This is a genomic window from Chelatococcus sp. CO-6 (assembly GCF_001271345.1).
Classification (GTDB): domain Bacteria; phylum Pseudomonadota; class Alphaproteobacteria; order Rhizobiales; family Beijerinckiaceae; genus Chelatococcus_A; species Chelatococcus_A caeni.
Genome location: NZ_CP012398.1, coordinates 3,418,418 through 3,433,397, shown reverse-complemented (window position 1 = coordinate 3,433,397; position 14,980 = coordinate 3,418,418). Strand labels below are relative to the sequence as shown.

The 14,980-nt window shown below is 64.7% G+C and carries 16 protein-coding genes and 1 pseudogene; 5 read left to right on the top strand and 12 right to left on the bottom strand.

Features of this window, described 5'->3' with window-relative positions:
• Positions 1–2: 2 nt before the first annotated feature.
• The 11 genes from AL346_RS16095 to AL346_RS16045 all read right to left on the bottom strand — a co-directional run bounded on the left by AL346_RS16095 (position 3) and on the right by AL346_RS16045 (position 10,164).
• Complete coding sequence (locus tag AL346_RS16095) at positions 3–980, bottom strand: phosphate acetyltransferase (protein ID WP_040403646.1); 978 nt, start codon at positions 978–980, stop codon at positions 3–5.
• Between the two features lie 335 nt (positions 981–1,315).
• Positions 1,316–1,600 (bottom strand): hypothetical protein, encoded by a 285-nt coding sequence (locus AL346_RS16090; RefSeq protein ID WP_019400942.1) that lies wholly within the window; start codon positions 1,598–1,600, stop codon positions 1,316–1,318.
• Positions 1,601–1,620: 20 nt separating this feature from the next.
• Entirely contained in the window at positions 1,621–2,361 is a 741-nt protein-coding gene (locus tag AL346_RS16085; protein ID WP_371179626.1) for a DUF2092 domain-containing protein, read from the bottom strand.
• 147 nt (positions 2,362–2,508) lie between these two features.
• The gene (locus tag AL346_RS16080; RefSeq protein WP_019400940.1) at positions 2,509–3,669 is read right to left on the bottom strand and encodes an AraC family transcriptional regulator; all 1,161 of its coding nucleotides are present in this window, start codon (positions 3,667–3,669) and stop codon (positions 2,509–2,511) included.
• Between the two features lie 474 nt (positions 3,670–4,143).
• On the bottom strand, positions 4,144–4,668 hold the full coding sequence (locus AL346_RS16075) for a GNAT family N-acetyltransferase (RefSeq protein ID WP_019400939.1): 525 nt from the start codon (positions 4,666–4,668) through the stop codon (positions 4,144–4,146).
• A 213-nt stretch (positions 4,669–4,881) separates the two neighbouring features.
• Positions 4,882–5,289 carry a hypothetical protein gene (locus tag AL346_RS16070; protein ID WP_019400938.1) on the bottom strand — a complete coding sequence of 136 codons (408 nt, stop codon included), beginning with the start codon at positions 5,287–5,289 and terminating at the stop codon, positions 4,882–4,884.
• Between the two features lie 53 nt (positions 5,290–5,342).
• Positions 5,343–5,939 carry a phasin family protein gene (locus tag AL346_RS16065; protein ID WP_157672213.1) on the bottom strand — a complete coding sequence of 199 codons (597 nt, stop codon included), beginning with the start codon at positions 5,937–5,939 and terminating at the stop codon, positions 5,343–5,345.
• A gap of 494 nt (positions 5,940–6,433) precedes the next feature.
• Entirely contained in the window at positions 6,434–7,207 is a 774-nt protein-coding gene (locus AL346_RS16060) for an ABC transporter permease (RefSeq protein ID WP_019400935.1), read from the bottom strand.
• Entirely contained in the window at positions 7,191–8,018 is an 828-nt protein-coding gene (locus AL346_RS16055) for an ABC transporter ATP-binding protein (protein ID WP_053193854.1), read from the bottom strand. Before AL346_RS16055 ends, AL346_RS16060 begins: the two co-directional genes overlap by 17 nt.
• A 14-nt stretch (positions 8,019–8,032) precedes the next feature.
• Positions 8,033–9,034, bottom strand: a complete 1,002-nt coding sequence (locus AL346_RS16050) for an ABC transporter substrate-binding protein (protein ID WP_019400933.1) — start codon at positions 9,032–9,034, stop codon at positions 8,033–8,035.
• 47 nt (positions 9,035–9,081) lie between these two features.
• On the bottom strand, positions 9,082–10,164 hold the full coding sequence (locus AL346_RS16045) for a 4-oxalomesaconate tautomerase (protein ID WP_026014914.1): 1,083 nt from the start codon (positions 10,162–10,164) through the stop codon (positions 9,082–9,084).
• A 104-nt stretch (positions 10,165–10,268) separates the two neighbouring features.
• Between AL346_RS16045 and AL346_RS16040 the strand changes: the two genes are divergently transcribed.
• Positions 10,269–11,189 carry a LysR family transcriptional regulator gene (locus AL346_RS16040; RefSeq protein WP_019400931.1) on the top strand — a complete coding sequence of 307 codons (921 nt, stop codon included), beginning with the start codon at positions 10,269–10,271 and terminating at the stop codon, positions 11,187–11,189.
• Between the two features lie 36 nt (positions 11,190–11,225).
• Positions 11,226–11,321: pseudogene (locus AL346_RS25135) on the top strand (IS5/IS1182 family transposase); the annotation flags it as partial.
• Between the two features lie 145 nt (positions 11,322–11,466).
• Here the strand turns inward: AL346_RS25135 and AL346_RS16035 are convergent.
• On the bottom strand, positions 11,467–12,276 hold the full coding sequence (locus AL346_RS16035) for an IclR family transcriptional regulator (protein WP_019400930.1): 810 nt from the start codon (positions 12,274–12,276) through the stop codon (positions 11,467–11,469).
• Between the two features lie 211 nt (positions 12,277–12,487).
• Here AL346_RS16035 and AL346_RS16030 point away from each other — a divergent pair, with 211 nt between their 5' ends.
• From AL346_RS16030 to AL346_RS16020, 3 genes are all read left to right on the top strand, one after another.
• Positions 12,488–12,778 (top strand): DUF1330 domain-containing protein, encoded by a 291-nt coding sequence (locus AL346_RS16030; RefSeq protein WP_026014913.1) that lies wholly within the window; start codon positions 12,488–12,490, stop codon positions 12,776–12,778.
• 217 nt (positions 12,779–12,995) lie between these two features.
• Complete coding sequence (locus AL346_RS16025) at positions 12,996–13,541, top strand: TRAP transporter small permease (protein ID WP_019400928.1); 546 nt, start codon at positions 12,996–12,998, stop codon at positions 13,539–13,541.
• Positions 13,538–14,815 carry a TRAP transporter large permease gene (locus AL346_RS16020; RefSeq protein WP_019400927.1) on the top strand — a complete coding sequence of 426 codons (1,278 nt, stop codon included), beginning with the start codon at positions 13,538–13,540 and terminating at the stop codon, positions 14,813–14,815. The genes AL346_RS16025 and AL346_RS16020 overlap by 4 nt, the downstream gene beginning before the upstream one ends.
• Positions 14,816–14,980: the final 165 nt, after the last annotated feature.

The window sequence follows — 14,980 nt, the reverse complement described above, 5'->3', positions numbered from 1 at the left end:
GCTCAGACCTCGGGAAGGGCGAGCTTCGTGCGCTGGGCATCGGCGACGAGCGAGGCCACGGCGCAGGATGCGAGGCGCGTGATCGTCGAGTCGGCGCGGCTCGTCAGGATGATGGGAACGCGGGCGCCGAGGACGATGCCCGCCGCGTCCGCATCGGCCAGGAAGGTGAGGCTCTTGGCGAGCATGTTGCCCGCCTCGAGATCCGGCACGACGAGGACGTTGGCCTGCCCCGCCACCGGGGACCGGATCTTCTTGATCTTCGCCGCGCCGAAATCGACCGCATTGTCGAGGGCAAGCGGCCCGTCGAGAATGCCTCCGGTTATCTGCCCGCGGTCCGCCATCTTGCACAGGGCCGCCGCCTCGATGGTCGACGGCACCTTGGGATTGACGGTCTCCATGGCGGAGAGGATCGCCACGCGAATGCCCTCGAACCTCAGCGCATGGGCGAGGTCGATGGCATTCTGGACGATGTGGACCTTGTCCTCCAGGGTCGGAGCGATGTTGACGGCGGCATCCGTGATGATCAGCGCCGTCTCGTGCCCCGGAACGTCCATGACGAAACAATGGCTGATGCGGCGAGCGGTCCGCAGGCCGCCATCGCGACGAACCACCGCGGCCATGAGCTCATCCGTGTGGAGGCTGCCTTTCATCAGGGCCTCGGCCTCGCCGGAACGCACGAGGGCGACAGCGGTCTCCGCCGCGGCCTGGCTGTCAGGCGCCTCGACGACATGAAAATCGTCCAGGTCCCTGCCGAGCTCCTTCGCCGCCGATCGCATCCTGCTTTCCGGCCCGACGAGGACAGGCGCGACCAGCCCCATCCCGGCGGCTTCGAAGACCGCGCTCAGCGAAGCCCCGTCGCAAGGATGGGCCACCGCAACCCTGAGCCTTGGAAGGGATCTGGCAACGGCGACGAGCCGCTCGTATTTCTCGTGCTTGCGCCCGGCTTGCAGGGACGCCGTCGTTGGAGCCGCATCCGTCATGACTGCCTCTACGCGATACTCGATGGAGGTCGACGACCGGCCGGGCCGGCTCGACGGACGGGGCCCGAAACAGCTCCGGGCTGCTCGCCGCGCTGTCCCCTGGGCTTCTGGCCACGGCGGCAGCGCGAGTATGGCCGCTTCCTCCCTCCCCGCTTGACCCGTTGGGCCAGGGCGTTGACAGTTTGGGACTGGCCCGCCGGAAACCATGCAACCGACCGGGGATCCTTCGTGCCGACCTGACGCTCACGGCGGGAGCAACGTTCACCAGCGGCACGCGGAACCATTTCCCGAATGGCCGATTGCGGTGGTGACGTGTACGGGCTTGCGCCCAGGCCCTACGGACAGCGATAGACGATCTGGCCGTAAGCGTTCACGACCTGCTGGCAGCCCGGCGCGCCGGAATAGTAGTAGGTGCCTGCGGCAGCAGCGCCGGCAGCCGCGCCATAGGCGACGCTACGGCGTGTCGTCCGGCGGGCGACGCCGGCATAGCTCATAGGCGTTGCCGGCCGCCCCACCCGTGCCTCGGCCTGTGCGATCAGGGTGTTCGTCACGACAGGGGCCTTGCCGCTCCACACCAGCACCGCGCCACCCACGAGAAGCAGCCAGCCGGGATGTGCCATCAGCCGCAGAATGTGCGTTCTCATTTGTCGCCTCCCGGTGTCACGCCCGCCGGCACGTCGTCGATATCGTCGAGCATCGTGACCTCGACGCCGGTACTTCCCGGCGGTGGCTTGAACACGAAGGCATCCGCCGCAGGCGCTGCCCCGGTCTGCCAGTCCTTCAGCCGCAGCGTATACTGCGGCGCGGCGCCGACCGCCTTGCTGGTAATGACATATTTGCGCGGCACGGGCCGGTCGCCCGCCTCGATCCAGATCTGCCAGTCGGTATCGAGGTTGCGGAAGGCAAGGTGCTCGCATTCGGTACCGTCGATGACGCCGCGGCCGACGTGCATGGCCTCGAGCACCCCGGCCATCAGCTCGTCATAGGGCTTCGACAGAAGGAGGTCTGCGCCCGGGACCTCGACGCCCGCCTCGTTCCGGAGTTTCTCGACGACTTCATCGAAGGAACGGGCACCGGCGAGTTCTGCATAGCGGTTGCCGCCCCGGTCATGAACGGTGACCCGCGCCCCATCGGAGATCAGCTCGACATCGGCATAACCGCCGGTGCGGCTCACCCGGAACTTGTCCGGGCGGCTCATGACGAATTCTCCGGACGCACTGAACTGGATTTTCTGGATGGCCGGCGTCACCACCTCGACATCGGCATCGTATTTGACCGAAAGGTTATCCTGGCGACTGACGAAATCGGTCATCGTCTTCAGGATGCTGCGAGCGGCATCCTCGTCCGCCGCGGCCTGCCAGGGCGCACCCGTGACGGCCATGCACACGAACAGCCCCAGCGCGGTTTTCGTCATCGCGGGGCTGAGGCCCGGAAACGTCCTTCGTTCCATCGTGCGACCTCCCTGGCACGCCGGCGACAAGGCCGGACGGGACCCCAGCCTCCCGATGCGGGAGCTGAGGCAGAGGCATCACTGTAGACGGGCCCCGCTCGCCGGCTTGACCGGAGGGGACAGACGATTGTCAGTTTGGGCCACCGCCGCACCTTCGCGGCGCCTCTCGGCCCGCCAGGCGGTCGGCGTCAGGCTGGACCAGCGCCGGAACGCGCGGGTGAAGGCACTGGCCTCCGAGTAGCCGAGCGCGGCTGCGATCTGCGCAAGCGGCACGTCGGTGTCCTCCAGCAGCTGGCGCGCAATCTCGAAGCGGATCTCGTTCGCGAGGCCCCGATATCCGACACCGCAGCCCCTCAGGTGGCGGCTCAGGGTGCGCCGGTGCATGGCGAGCGAGCGGGCGATATCGGCAGCGGAACACCGGCTCTCCGTCAGCCGCGTCCGCAGCAGTCGCCGGATGTCGTCCGCGAAGATGGACTGTTTGTCCCCCTTCATCTGTCGGAGCATTTCCTCCAGAACGGCCCTTATCAGAGGGTCCGCACCAATGACCTGCCGATCGAGATCCGCGGCGGGAAAAACGATGGCCGCCGTCTCCTCGTTGAACCTGACCGGGGCTCGGAAATGGCGTCGGTAGGGCTCGTCATCCGCCGGGCGGGCACGCGGCAGCAGCACTTCCGACGGGTTCCACTCCGGTCCGCAAATCGCGCGCACGGCGTTGACGGTCACGGCGATCGAGCCGTCGGATATCTGGTCGGCACTCTCCACGTTGGGCAGGTAGACGGAACAGCTGAACACTGCCCGATCGCCGTAGACCGCCAGCGACGGCACAGCCCCGCGGTTCTGGATGCTCAGGTTCGAGACGAGGGCCCACAAGGCTTCGCCCAACGTCTGCGAGTGCTGCATCAGGCGCCCGACGATCCCCAACGACTGGATCGTCGCCCGCGAGCCGACCAGGAGCCCAAGGTGCTGACAGCCGCTTTGCGTCACGCCTAGGGTGAGGAGGCGGCCCAGAGCGGTGAACGGGATCACGTTCGAGCCGTCGTCGAACAGACGCAGATCCAGCCCGGCCTCGCGAATGAGCGGTCCGGGATCGACCCCAAGGTCCCGCAGAGCCGGCACGATCTCCTTGGCAACGCCGAGATGGATAAAGCCGGGCGGAAGGGTGCGCCGGCTCAGTTCGATCGCCCGCGACGGCGGCTCAGGGCCGTCCGTGGACGCGGGCCACGGGTTTTGCTTCGTCATGGCACCCTGCAGAAATCGCACCGATCATAAAGAGATAGTAATGAAACTCGATAAAACAGCCAATACATTGATGCAACTCAAGCAACCATAGGATGCAGCAAGATGATACGCGCTCGCAAACGCAAAATTGGCAGAAAAATGGCGAATTATTTATAGATTCAATGCGTTCCAGCAGAACTTTCCGTCCCGCTCGAAACGACCTGCGAGTTCGCCGGCTGAGAGTGAGTGCTTTCGAGTGTAGAAGGTCGTTTTGGGACGCACGACGCCGCTCATGGCGAGACAGAGCTTGGCGCGCCGCCGGCAAGGAGGTGCCCGGCGGCTCCCTCTGCTGCAGGAATGCCCCGGTGGCTTGCGTCAAGTCATCTTGCGCCAAGTGATGAAGGCGGCGGCCCAGGGACTGGAGCCCGCTTGTCGCCTTGCAATGCGCCGCTGGCACCGTTGCCGAGCTGGCCGACGTTCGTCAGGCACTTGCCCCTATCGTAGCTGCAGCGTCACGTGGCACGTGCCGGGCTCGTAGCTTGCCTTCATTCCGAGGCCGCTCTCCTTGCACAGCTTCATCATGGCGCGGTTCTCCGGCAGGATGTCCGCGACCAGTTCCCGTATTCCGGCACGCTGCGCCAGGACCGCGAGATGATGCAGGAGGAGCCCGCCTATCCCCCGCCCCTGATGAGCATCGTCGACGGCAATGGCGACCTCGGCGCGGCCGGGCCGCACCACGATGTATCGACCGCCGCCGACAATGAGCGGCTGTCCGTCTTCCTCCAGCACGGCGACCAGGGCGACATGGCCTGTAAAGTCGATGTCCACGTAGAATTCGATCTCTCGCTCGGTGAGGCAGCGCTTGAAGGCGAAGAAGCGCTGATACAGGGAGCGTTCGCTCATCCGATCGACCGCGGCGAGCATGCCGGCCCGATCGTCCTCCGCAAGGGCCCGGATCTCGACCGCAGATCCGTCGGGAAGAATTTCGATCTCCGAATGGTCGCTCGGCAGGAATGCCATCGTGGCCTCCTCGGGTTTGGGAAGGATGCCGGAGCATCGGCCGCACAGGCGCACCGTCCGCTCGAAGTCCGGCTGCGCCCGTCGACGATGGGCCGACCGGCTATGCGGTTTGCGGCCGGCCTTCGGCGCATCAGCCCCTCGCGCGAGCCAGAGGACACTCCGCCCCCGCTACGCTCGTCCCACCCTGTGGCGGGGGTGGGTGCTCCGGACCTGTCAGGGGCAGCGGAAATAGGCGCTGCCGATCGTATCCTCGGGATTGAGGAAACGCTTCAGCGAGCCATCCGGGAATGTCGCCATGAGCACGCGCATCTCCTGCCCCGCGACGGCATTGACGCAGTCGAGCGCAAACTCCTGGCGATCACCCGACGGCCGTACGGACCTGATCTGGCAGGCCGCTCCAGGTGTCGTGAGGCGGTCGCCGGAAATCACGAAGGCGGGCGCGAACAGGTCAGTCGGCTGCCTGAACGACATCCCCTTCGCTGAAGATACGTAGACCTCCGCGCAGTCGAGCCCCTTCGCCAGCCACGCCCCCTGATACGCGGCGAGCCTCTCCTCAGCGCCGGCCCTGGCCGGCGCTGAGGCGGTCGCGATGAAGCTCAGGGCAAGTGCGGCGATCCCCATGGCACCAGCAGTTCTCATCGGAGCCTCCTCCCGCGTTCATGGCGACGTCGCCATCACGGCGTTGCGTCCACCGGCTCGCGCCATAAGCCCGACCCCCACACGTCATTTGCGGATCGCAGCATCTGTTCCGTCCGGGCCTGGGCGGCCGGAATCTCGCCGGCGAAGGCCTGCGCGATCCGGGCGAAGCGTCGGCTGGTTTCGATGCTCTGTTCGAGGTGCGCGAACAGGCGGGAGCGCTGCATGTCGAGGTGCTCGCTTGTCGATCGGCAACGGCCGAACGCGTTCAACTCGTCGAGATTGCGTCGCAGAAGGACCTTGCTGAGGCGCAGCCATTCGCGGCCAACCTCCTCGAAGGCATCGGCAAGAGCCACATTGGCCTGTGTCAGATTTTGCAGTGCGTCTGCGACCTGCGAGGCCAGCCGCTGCGTCTCCGGATCACTGAGGCCCGCGCCGCGAAGGGCCTGGTCCGCGCATCGCCGGATCAATGCGGACACCGCGCTGCCGCAGCTCTCCACGGAATGCTGGGCAGTCCTGGCGATGACATCAAGGCCATCGAGATTGGCCTGCATCGCGGCGACCATGCTGTCGGCTGCACCTTGAACGCTCCTTCCGCTCCGGCTGGCCAGCCTCGGATCCTCGATCATAGTCATTGTCGGCTTCCTCCCTCGGGATCGCCAGCCCCGCCCTGCCATCTCGTCCGCCCGACGTCACTCGCAAAACGGCTTCCTTCCACGGCAGGAAGGCTACCGCTGAGCAGAACCGATGGTGATTGGAGGACTATGGAGTTCGAGCGTCGCCTGCTTGATCGAACGGGACATGTTCTTGACCGTTTGAGCCAGCTTCGTCCCGATCAAGAGCAGCTCGATGTGCACGCCCTATCGCCGAGGCCAGATACATGGGTGAGAAGCTTGCGCGCTCCTGAACATCACGCTTGCAGAGGGGCGGGCCATATATTGCCGTGGCCGCGGCGGTCACAGAACGGCCGGGCCGCGCTCGCCCCTCTGACGCAGGTGAAATCAGCCAATCGAACAGGCCCGGGCGGATATCGCTTTGCTGACAGCCGGCCCTGATCTGGTCTTCCGTCGGGTCACCGGTCAGCTGTCCGCCGACGACATTGGCCATCTGTCGGCGAGGCCCCTCCCCGTCACGCCGGTTTTTCTGCCACGTTCGGCCGCCACTTGATCAAGCGCTTCTCGGCCACGTCGAGAATGCTGTCGATCAGGAGCACGAAGACGGCGAGGACGAGAATTCCGGCGAAAACCCCGACGGCGTCGAAGTTGCCCTCCGCCTGGGCGATGAGATGCCCGAGACCGGCGGAGGAGCCGAGGTATTCGCCGATGATAGCGCCGACCACGGCAAAGCCCACGGACGTGCGCAGCGAGGAGAGAATCCAGCTCGCCGCTGCCGGGAAATAGACGTGACGCAGCAGATCCGGCCGACTGGCGCCGAGAAGCCGGGCATTGGCGAGGACGACGGGATTGACCTCGCGCACACCTTGCATGGCGTTGAAGAACGTCACGAAAAAGACGAGCGTGACGGCGAGCGCCACCTTGGACCAGAGGCCGAGGCCGAGCCAGAGCACGAAGATGGGCGCCAGTACCACCCGGGGAACGGCGTTCAGGCACTTGATGAAGGGGTCGAGAATGCGCGCGGCCGACCGGCTCAGCCCCAGCCACACGCCCGCCGCCACGCCGAGGCCGGTGCCGATGAGATAGCCGAGCACGGTTTCAGTGAGCGTGGTCGTGACGTGCACATAAAAGCCTGCGTTCGTCACCCAGGCGACCACCTGATTGAAGATGTCGACGGGTGCAGGAAAGAAGAAGACGTCGATGACCCCAAGGACGACGCCGAGCTGCCACCCGCCGAGGACGGCGACCAGCAGGGCGAGCTGGATGAGGCGTTCAGTCGTGGCGTTCATAGCTCTTCTCCACTTCGCCGCGCAGCGACGACCAGATATTGCGGTAAAGATCGGTAAAGCGCTGATCGAGCTTGATCTCGGCAACGTCGCGCGGTCGCTCCAGGGCGACGGGGAAGCTGTCGATGACGCGCGAGCGGGGACCGGCCGCGAGTACCACCACGCGGTCACCGAGCGCGATCGCCTCTTCGAGATCGTGGGTGATCATGACGACGGCGCGCCGTTCCTCCTGCCACAGCCTCAGCAGCTCGTTCTGCATGAGGTGGCGGGTATGGATGTCGAGGGCCGAGAAGGGCTCGTCCATGAGGATCACCTTCGGCCCGCTGATGAGCGCCTGCGCCATCTGTACGCGCTTGCGCTGTCCGCCGGAAAGCTGGTGCGGATAGCGATCCTCGAACCCCTTCAGCCCGACCTTGGCGAGCCAGGTCGTTGCCCTCTCGCGCCGCTCCGCGGCACCCATGCCCTTGAACAGAGGGCCGAGCTCGACGTTCTCCAGCGCCGTCTTCCAGGGCAGGAGAGCGTCCTGCTGGAAGAGATAGCCGATGTCGTTGCGCACGCCGCGGACCGGCGCCCCGTCGATGGAGACGGTGCCGCTCGCCGGCTTCAGCAGGCCGGCGATGGCGTTGAGGATGGTGCTCTTGCCGCAGCCGGTCGGGCCGACGATCGTGAGGAATTCGCCGTCGGCGACCGTCAGATCGACATTCTCGACCGCCACAAAGTCACCAAAGGACATGGTGACGGCGTCGACGCAGACCATCGGCTTCGAGGCGGACCGGGGCTGCACGGTTGTCTCTTTCACAATGGCGAGTGCCATGGCCTCCTCCCCGGTCAATTCGCGACAGCGCGCGGCGCGTCGAGAACGAACTTGTTCGTGTAGGTCTTTGACAGGTCGATCTTGGCCGCCGCGACCTTCTCGTTGAAAGTCCTGAGCACGGTGAGCGGGGTCTCGACGTCCTTTGCATCGAAGAGGCCATCGGCCGAGAAGATCGCCTTGGCTTTCTCGACCGCCTTCACATAGGTGTCGCGATCGCCCGAGATGAATTGCTGCGGCAGCTTGTCGACGATTTCTTCTGCGGAATGCGCCTTGATCCACGCCAAGGCCTTGACCGTGGCATTGGTGACCTTCTGGATGGTCTGCGGATGGGCGTCGATATAGCTCTGGGTGGCATAGAGCACCGAGGTCGGGTAGATGCCGCCATAGATCTCCCTGGCGCCGTCATCGCTGCGCCCATCGATCAGGATGGTGCCCACGCCCTTGGCCTCGATGAAGGTCGCCGCCGGATCGTAATTGACGAGCAGATCGACCTTGCCCTGTTCGAGCGCGGCCACGGCCGCGGAGCCGGAACCAACACCGATCAGCGACACGTCATCGGCTGCAAGGCCATGCCGCTGCAGATAGTAGCGCACGAAGAAGTCGGATGACGAACCGGGCGCGGTTATGCCGATCTTGGCGCCCTTGATCGTTTCCGGCTTGTCGGGGTCGAATGTGCTGCTCCTGCCGCCGGCGAGCACCAGGCCGGAGTTGCGGGCGAGTTGCACGAAGGCGACGACGTTCTTGTTCTGCGCCTGCATCTGGATCGTATGATCGTAGAAGCCGACGGCGATGTCTGTGGAGCCGGCGACGAGCGCCTGCAGCGTCTTGGAGCCGCCCGAGGCGAAATTCTCGACGGTGACGTCGAGGCCCTCCTGTTCGTACAGCCCGAGGCCGACAGCAACCGGGAACGGCAGATTGTTGAGGTTGAAGGAGCCGACGCTGATCCGCACCGGCTCCGCCAGGGCCGGACCGGCGAAAGCGGCGGTCGCCGCAAGGGCGAGTAAGAACTTGCGCATGGGTGTTTCCTCCTGGTTGTGCGGCGCCTCTGCGGGCACCGTGATCGTTAGGCTGCGCGGACGAACTGTCCGGCGGGCTTGGCGAAGACATGGCCTTCGAAGAGGCGGCGCGCCGTGCGCAGGATCCCCGCCACGACCTTGCCGTCCCGCTCCTGCAGCGCGACGTCGAGGTGACCGCTCGGATGCTCGATCGACAGGACGAGCGGCGGCTTGCGGGTGCCGATGACGCGCGATGCCAGCGTATCGTCGCTGATACAGGCCGTCACAATGCCGACGGCACCGGTCGTCGCCAGCGACGGATGGCATTGCTGCGGCATGAAATAGCGCACGCTGATGTCCCCGCCCGCCTTCGGCCGGGACATCAGCACCGGCTTGGGGATGACCTCGTTGCTCACGTCTCCCATGCCCATCCGCACGCCTGCAGCCCGCCGCAGGCTCTCGAGCCGCTCCAGAAGCGCCCCGTCGCCGTTGAGCACGGCTGCGGTCTCGTATCCGCTGACGCCGAGGGCCGCGGCCTCGACGAGCATCATTGGCATGGCGCAATCGATGCAGGTGACGGTGACGCCGTCGATGACATCGAGCGGCCGCCCGGTGGGAAACAGCTTGCCTGTGCGCGCGCCCGCCGCATCGACGAAGGTCAGCGCGATCGGCGCGGCCGAACCGGGGACCCCGTCGATGGCCGCATCGCCGAGATAGGAGACGCCGCCGTTCGGCGTCGGCACCTCGGCCTCGATCAGCTTGCCGGTATTGACGTTATGGATGCACACGCGCGTCGTCGTCCCCCGCACGGGCACGAGCCCGGCCTCGATGGCGAAGGGGCCCACAGCCGCGAGCATGTTGCCGCAGTTGGGCGAGGTATCGACGATGTTGCGATCGATCCGCACCTGCGCGAAGAGGTAGTCGACATCCGCTCCCGCAATGCTCGCCGGGCCGACAATGGCCACCTTGCTCGTCACCGGATTGCCGCCGCCGATGCCGTCGATCTGCAGCGGATGGCCGGAGCCCATCACCGACAGCAGGATCCTGTCGCGCTCGGCCTCATCCGTCGGCAGGTCCCGCGCCAGGAAGAAGGGCCCCTTCGAGGTGCCGCCGCGCATCAGAACGCACGGAATGGGCAACAGGTCGTTCATCCTTGTGCCCCCGCAGGAGTTATGCGATTGCCGTATCAATCAACGGCATTATTCCGTCGGAGCATTGATATGTTAAATGCCGATATTTCCAGAATTGATGCGCAATGAGCATCAATTGCGAGATCCTCGATCTGCGCGCCTTCCTGAGCGTCGTGGAACTGGCGAGTTTCCACCGCGCGGCGGAGGCGCTGCACATCTCACAGCCGGCCTTGAGCCGCCGCATCCAGAAGCTGGAGACGGTGATCGGCGCCCCGCTCCTTGAGCGCACCACACGCCATGTGTCGCCGACCGCGCTCGGGGTGGAACTTGTCCCACTGGTCAGGCGCATGCTGGAGGAATTCGACGGATCGCTGTTCTCCGTGCGCGAGATCGGCGTCAATCGTGGCGGGCTCGTCACCATCGCCTGCCTGCCCACGGCCGCCTTTTACTTCCTGCCGACCGTCATCCGGCAGTTCAATGCGGAGTATCCGAACATCCGCTTCCGCATCCTCGACCTGCCGGCGACGGAGGGGCTGCAGGCGGTGGCACGCGGCGAGGTCGAGTTCGGCATCAACATCATGGGCACGTCGGACCCTGACCTCGCCTTCGACCGGCTGGTGGAGGATCCCTTCGTGCTCGCGGCCCGCAAGGACCATCCGCTCGCCGCCCGGCCGGAGGTGCGCTGGGCCGATCTTGCGCCCTACCACCTCATCACGGTCTACAGGTCGAGCGCCAACCGCACCCTGCTCGATTCCGCGCTGGCGAAATCGAACATCAAGCTGCGTTGGTTCTACGAGGTGACACACCTGTCGACGTCGCTCGGGCTGGTCGAGGCCGGGCTCGGCATATCGGTACTGCCGCAGATGGCGACGCCGCAAGGCGAGCACCCGTTCCTCGTCACGCGCCCCATCCGCAACCCGGAAATCTCGCGCACGATCGGCGTCGTCCGCCGCCGAGGCGCATCGCTTTCGCCCGCGGCCGAGCGCTTCTTGCACATGCTCATGGGAACCTGGGGGAAGGCGGCGCTCGCCGGGATCAAGGCCTGAGACGGCGCTTGCGGGGCGCGAGCGCCGGACCTGCGCAACGGCATCCCGTTGCGCGTCGTCAAATAGTCCGAGGCCAAGCGCGGCTTCGTTCTCCTGCCAAGGCGCCGGGTCGTCGAGCGCTCCTTCGCCTGGGGCACCGCTTCCGACGATCGCGCGCAATGACGGGCAGGGCCCTCAGGTCAAGTGATCCAGATCCAGCGGCAGCCAAGCTGCCGGCGCCCGAGGTCACCGGGCACGAGCACGACTGTCTTTCGATGCCTTTCCCCGAACGACGGCGCTACAGAATCCTGGACAATTCGGCGGTGATCCGTTTCGCCGTCTGACGCACCAGCCTGGCGCAGAGTTCGTGACGTCGCGCGTCGTGCCGGTATACCGGCATACTGACGCTTATCGCTCCGACCGGATCCCGCTGACGATTGAAGATGGGGCTGCCGAGACAACGAATGTCCGGCTCGTTCTCCTCGTCATCGAATGCAAACCCCTGCTCGCGCGTCCGCTTCAGTTCCTCGAGCAGCGCCTCGGGCGTGGTTAGCGTCTTGGCGGTGTGGCGCTTTAACTCCAGCCCCTTGATGACTTCCAGCAACCGCTCGTCCGGCAGGCCGGACAGCCACGCCTTGCCCACGGATGTGGAGTGAAGTTCAACCTGGCCGCCAATGCTCGTCTTCATCTGAACTGTGCTGGAGCCAACCAGCTTGTCTATGTAGACCATCCGGTTGTTGCTGGGCACCGCAAGGTGCACGGCCTCATCCGTTGCGTCGCGGAGCGATACCAGAAAGTCCCTTGCGATCGTCCGCAGGTCGGAATCCTCCCAGGTCTTGGCAGCGAGCTGGAGAAGGCGCGGCCCAAGGCGAAACGTTCCGCTCTCCCCGGACTGTGTGATGAGTCCCTCGGCGACGAGCGCCGACACGAGCCGGTAGACCGTCCCCCGCGGGAAACGCGCACGCTTGGTCAGTTGGGCAATGTCCAGTGTCCCGGGGGAATCCGCGATGATCTGGAGCACCGTCATGAACTTCGAGAACGAAGCCGCTCCCTGCACGGGATGGGGAGCCCTCACATCTGCTTCGTCCTGGAGGTCACTCAGGCTCATGGCATAACTCCTCGCAAGCTTGACAACTGAACATGGCGGCACTACACGTTCGTGGACAAAATGTCCATATTGTAGTCAATGTTCCGCAATGCGCTCCTAGTCGTATGATCGGGGAGGATCAACGGCAAGCTCACGTGCACCGAAAGTGAATGCATCGGGCTGTCCGACCTTCGGCGAGAGGGGGCGGGAATTGCTGCTGGGAGGAAAAGCAATGACAAAAAAAGGTTACTGGGTTGCAATGGTCGATATTGCAGACCAGGAGGGCTACAAAGAATACATTGCCTTGAACAAGGCCGCTTTCGACAAATACGGCGCGACTTTTGTCGTTCGCGCCGGAAGACACCAGGTCATGGAAGGGCCGGACGCGAACCGCGTGGCTGTGATCGAGTTCAAGGACTACGAGACTGCCCTCGCCTGCTACAACTCCCCCGAGTATCGGAAGGCCATCGAGGCACGCGTCAAGTACGCCAAGGCACATCTGACCGTGGTGGAAGGCGTCTGACGCCGGAAGCATGGCTTGAAACCTCCTGTCGTAGTGGTTGGAGGGAACGTCGCTTTTGCCCCTGCGCGCTGTTCAACTGGAATGGCAGCACAGGCCTTACGCGACAGGGCGTTTCTTTCCCGGCCAGCATGCGGGTAGCGCCATGCTCACGGCTCTCCGTATCTCCGTCGGAGTACGGCAAGGCGTCGCATGAGCGCACAACATTCTGGAAGCAGCTATGCCCATACCATTGCAGCGGCTTTTCAAGGTTTTTGACGTCCTCATCGTCGCCGGCATGGCCGTCATGAGCCTCCTCGTCTTCTCAAATGTCGTGCTGCGGTACGGGTTCAGCTCCGGCATTGCGTTTTCCGTAGAAGTTTCCCGCGTGCTCTTCGTGTGGATCATCTTCCTCGGTTCCGCGGTTGCGCTGGCCAAGGGGGCACATCTCAGCGTCGACACCTTGGTATCCCGGTTCCCCCGAAAAGCGCGCTTCGCCTGCTTTCTTGTTTCCTACGGCCTGATGCTCTGGTGTTGCTGGCTCCTGGCGAAGGGCAGCTGGTCACTAACCGTCATCGAATGGAACAACCGCGCTGCACTGTCGGGGCTGCCCGTCGGCCTCACCTACGCGGCGGCGCTCGTCGCTGCCATCACGATGGCTCTGTGTCTCATTGTCGGGCTGTGGCAATCACTGCGCGGCAGCCTGCCCGTCACATGGGCGGGCGCAGACACCGCTGAGCCGCCGCTGACAGTGATTCCCGCGCTACCGTCGGAGAAAATGCCGTGAGCGGCGTCGTATTTCTTGGCTCCCTTCTGGGTGCGATCGGCATCGGGATTCCCATCGGCTTCGCCCTTATGCTGTCGGCGGTCGCGCTGATGATCCTGCTGGGAAATCTGGATGCGCAGATCCTCGCGCAGCGACTGGTGAATGGCGCGGACAGCTATCCGCTGATGGCGATCCCGTTTTTCCTCATTGCCGGCGAACTCATGAATGCCGGCGGCCTCTCCCGCCGCATCGTGCATATGGCCCTGGCGCTCGTCGGCCACCTGCGTGGCGGTCTCGGATACGTGGTCATCGGCACCGGCCTGCTGATGGCCAGCCTCTCCGGATCCGCCATCGCGGACACGGCGACGCTTGCGGTCATGCTGGTCCCCCTCATGCGGGATGCAGGCTACAACATGGATCGAGCGACGGGCCTGATGGCCTCGACCGGCATCATTGCCCCGGTCATCCCACCCTCTGTCGGCTTCATCATCCTGGGCGTCACCGCAAACATCTCCATCATCGGCCTGTTTCTGGCTGGAATCGTGCCAGGCATCCTGATGGGAGTGAGCCTCATCCTCGCCTGGTGGTTCGTCTCCAAGAAGGAAACCGCTGCGGTGCGCCCCAAGGTGCCGCGCAGGGATATCCCGAAAGCGATCGTGACCGCCGGCTGGGCTTTGATGCTGCCGGTGATCATCCTGGTCGGACTGCGGTTTGGCGTCTTCACCCCGACAGAAGCCGGCGTCGTTGCCGCCGCTTATGCACTGTTCGTGGGACTGGTCGTTTACCGGGAGCTGACGCCGAAGCTGCTCTACGAAGCCCTGCTCGCCGCCGGTCGCATGACGGCTGTGATCATGCTGCTGGTGGCGGCCTCGATGGTCACCGGCTTCATGATGGCGATCTCCAATCTGCCCGGCCAGCTTGTTGCTCTTCTCAGGCCATTCATCGAAACGCCGACCCTGCTGATGGCCATGATCGTCCTGGCGATCTTCATCATCGGCATGGTGCTCGATTTTGCACCTTCGATCACCATCTTGGTGCCCATCCTCATGCCGCTGGTGAATGCGGCCGGGATCGACCCGGTCTATTTCGGGGTCATCTTCATCATGACCGCTGCGGTCGGCATGACCACGCCTCCCGTCGGAACCGTTCTCAACACGGTGTGCGGGATCAGCGGGGTGAGAATGGGATCAGCCCTGAAGGGCGTCTGGCCTTTCCTTCTGGCCGAGATGATCCTCCTCGTGTTGTTGGTCATCTTCCCGCAGCTGGTGACCGTGCCAGCGTCCTGGTTGCATTGAAACGCGAAGGGTGGAGAGAGCTGGACACTGCGGGGAACTCTTTCAGCCATTAGCGCCCTGGAGTTTGCCGGTCTCCCGGTGTCGGATTTTCCTGAGCGCGCCCATTGGACCCTGCGGCCCGGGTTGATCCTTCGTCTCAATCGTCGACTTGCACAGCGGAGCCCG

What these genes read in the sequence shown, in the direction of transcription:
- AL346_RS16095 (WP_040403646.1), bottom strand. Translation starts at nt 980, where the DNA reads ATGACGGATGCGGCTCCAACGACGGCGTCCCTGCAAGCCGGGCGCAAG.
- AL346_RS16090 (WP_019400942.1), bottom strand. Translation starts at nt 1,600, where the DNA reads ATGGCACATCCCGGCTGGCTGCTTCTCGTGGGTGGCGCGGTGCTGGTG.
- AL346_RS16085 (WP_371179626.1), bottom strand. Translation starts at nt 2,361, where the DNA reads ATGGCCGTCACGGGTGCGCCCTGGCAGGCCGCGGCGGACGAGGATGCC.
- AL346_RS16080 (WP_019400940.1), bottom strand. Translation starts at nt 3,669, where the DNA reads ATGACGAAGCAAAACCCGTGGCCCGCGTCCACGGACGGCCCTGAGCCG.
- AL346_RS16075 (WP_019400939.1), bottom strand. Translation starts at nt 4,668, where the DNA reads ATGGCATTCCTGCCGAGCGACCATTCGGAGATCGAAATTCTTCCCGAC.
- AL346_RS16070 (WP_019400938.1), bottom strand. Translation starts at nt 5,289, where the DNA reads ATGGGGATCGCCGCACTTGCCCTGAGCTTCATCGCGACCGCCTCAGCG.
- AL346_RS16065 (WP_157672213.1), bottom strand. Translation starts at nt 5,939, where the DNA reads ATGACTATGATCGAGGATCCGAGGCTGGCCAGCCGGAGCGGAAGGAGC.
- AL346_RS16060 (WP_019400935.1), bottom strand. Translation starts at nt 7,207, where the DNA reads ATGAACGCCACGACTGAACGCCTCATCCAGCTCGCCCTGCTGGTCGCC.
- AL346_RS16055 (WP_053193854.1), bottom strand. Translation starts at nt 8,018, where the DNA reads ATGGCACTCGCCATTGTGAAAGAGACAACCGTGCAGCCCCGGTCCGCC.
- AL346_RS16050 (WP_019400933.1), bottom strand. Translation starts at nt 9,034, where the DNA reads ATGCGCAAGTTCTTACTCGCCCTTGCGGCGACCGCCGCTTTCGCCGGT.
- AL346_RS16045 (WP_026014914.1), bottom strand. Translation starts at nt 10,164, where the DNA reads ATGAACGACCTGTTGCCCATTCCGTGCGTTCTGATGCGCGGCGGCACC.
- AL346_RS16040 (WP_019400931.1), top strand. Translation starts at nt 10,269, where the DNA reads ATGAGCATCAATTGCGAGATCCTCGATCTGCGCGCCTTCCTGAGCGTC.
- AL346_RS16035 (WP_019400930.1), bottom strand. Translation starts at nt 12,276, where the DNA reads ATGAGCCTGAGTGACCTCCAGGACGAAGCAGATGTGAGGGCTCCCCAT.
- AL346_RS16030 (WP_026014913.1), top strand. Translation starts at nt 12,488, where the DNA reads ATGACAAAAAAAGGTTACTGGGTTGCAATGGTCGATATTGCAGACCAG.
- AL346_RS16025 (WP_019400928.1), top strand. Translation starts at nt 12,996, where the DNA reads ATGCCCATACCATTGCAGCGGCTTTTCAAGGTTTTTGACGTCCTCATC.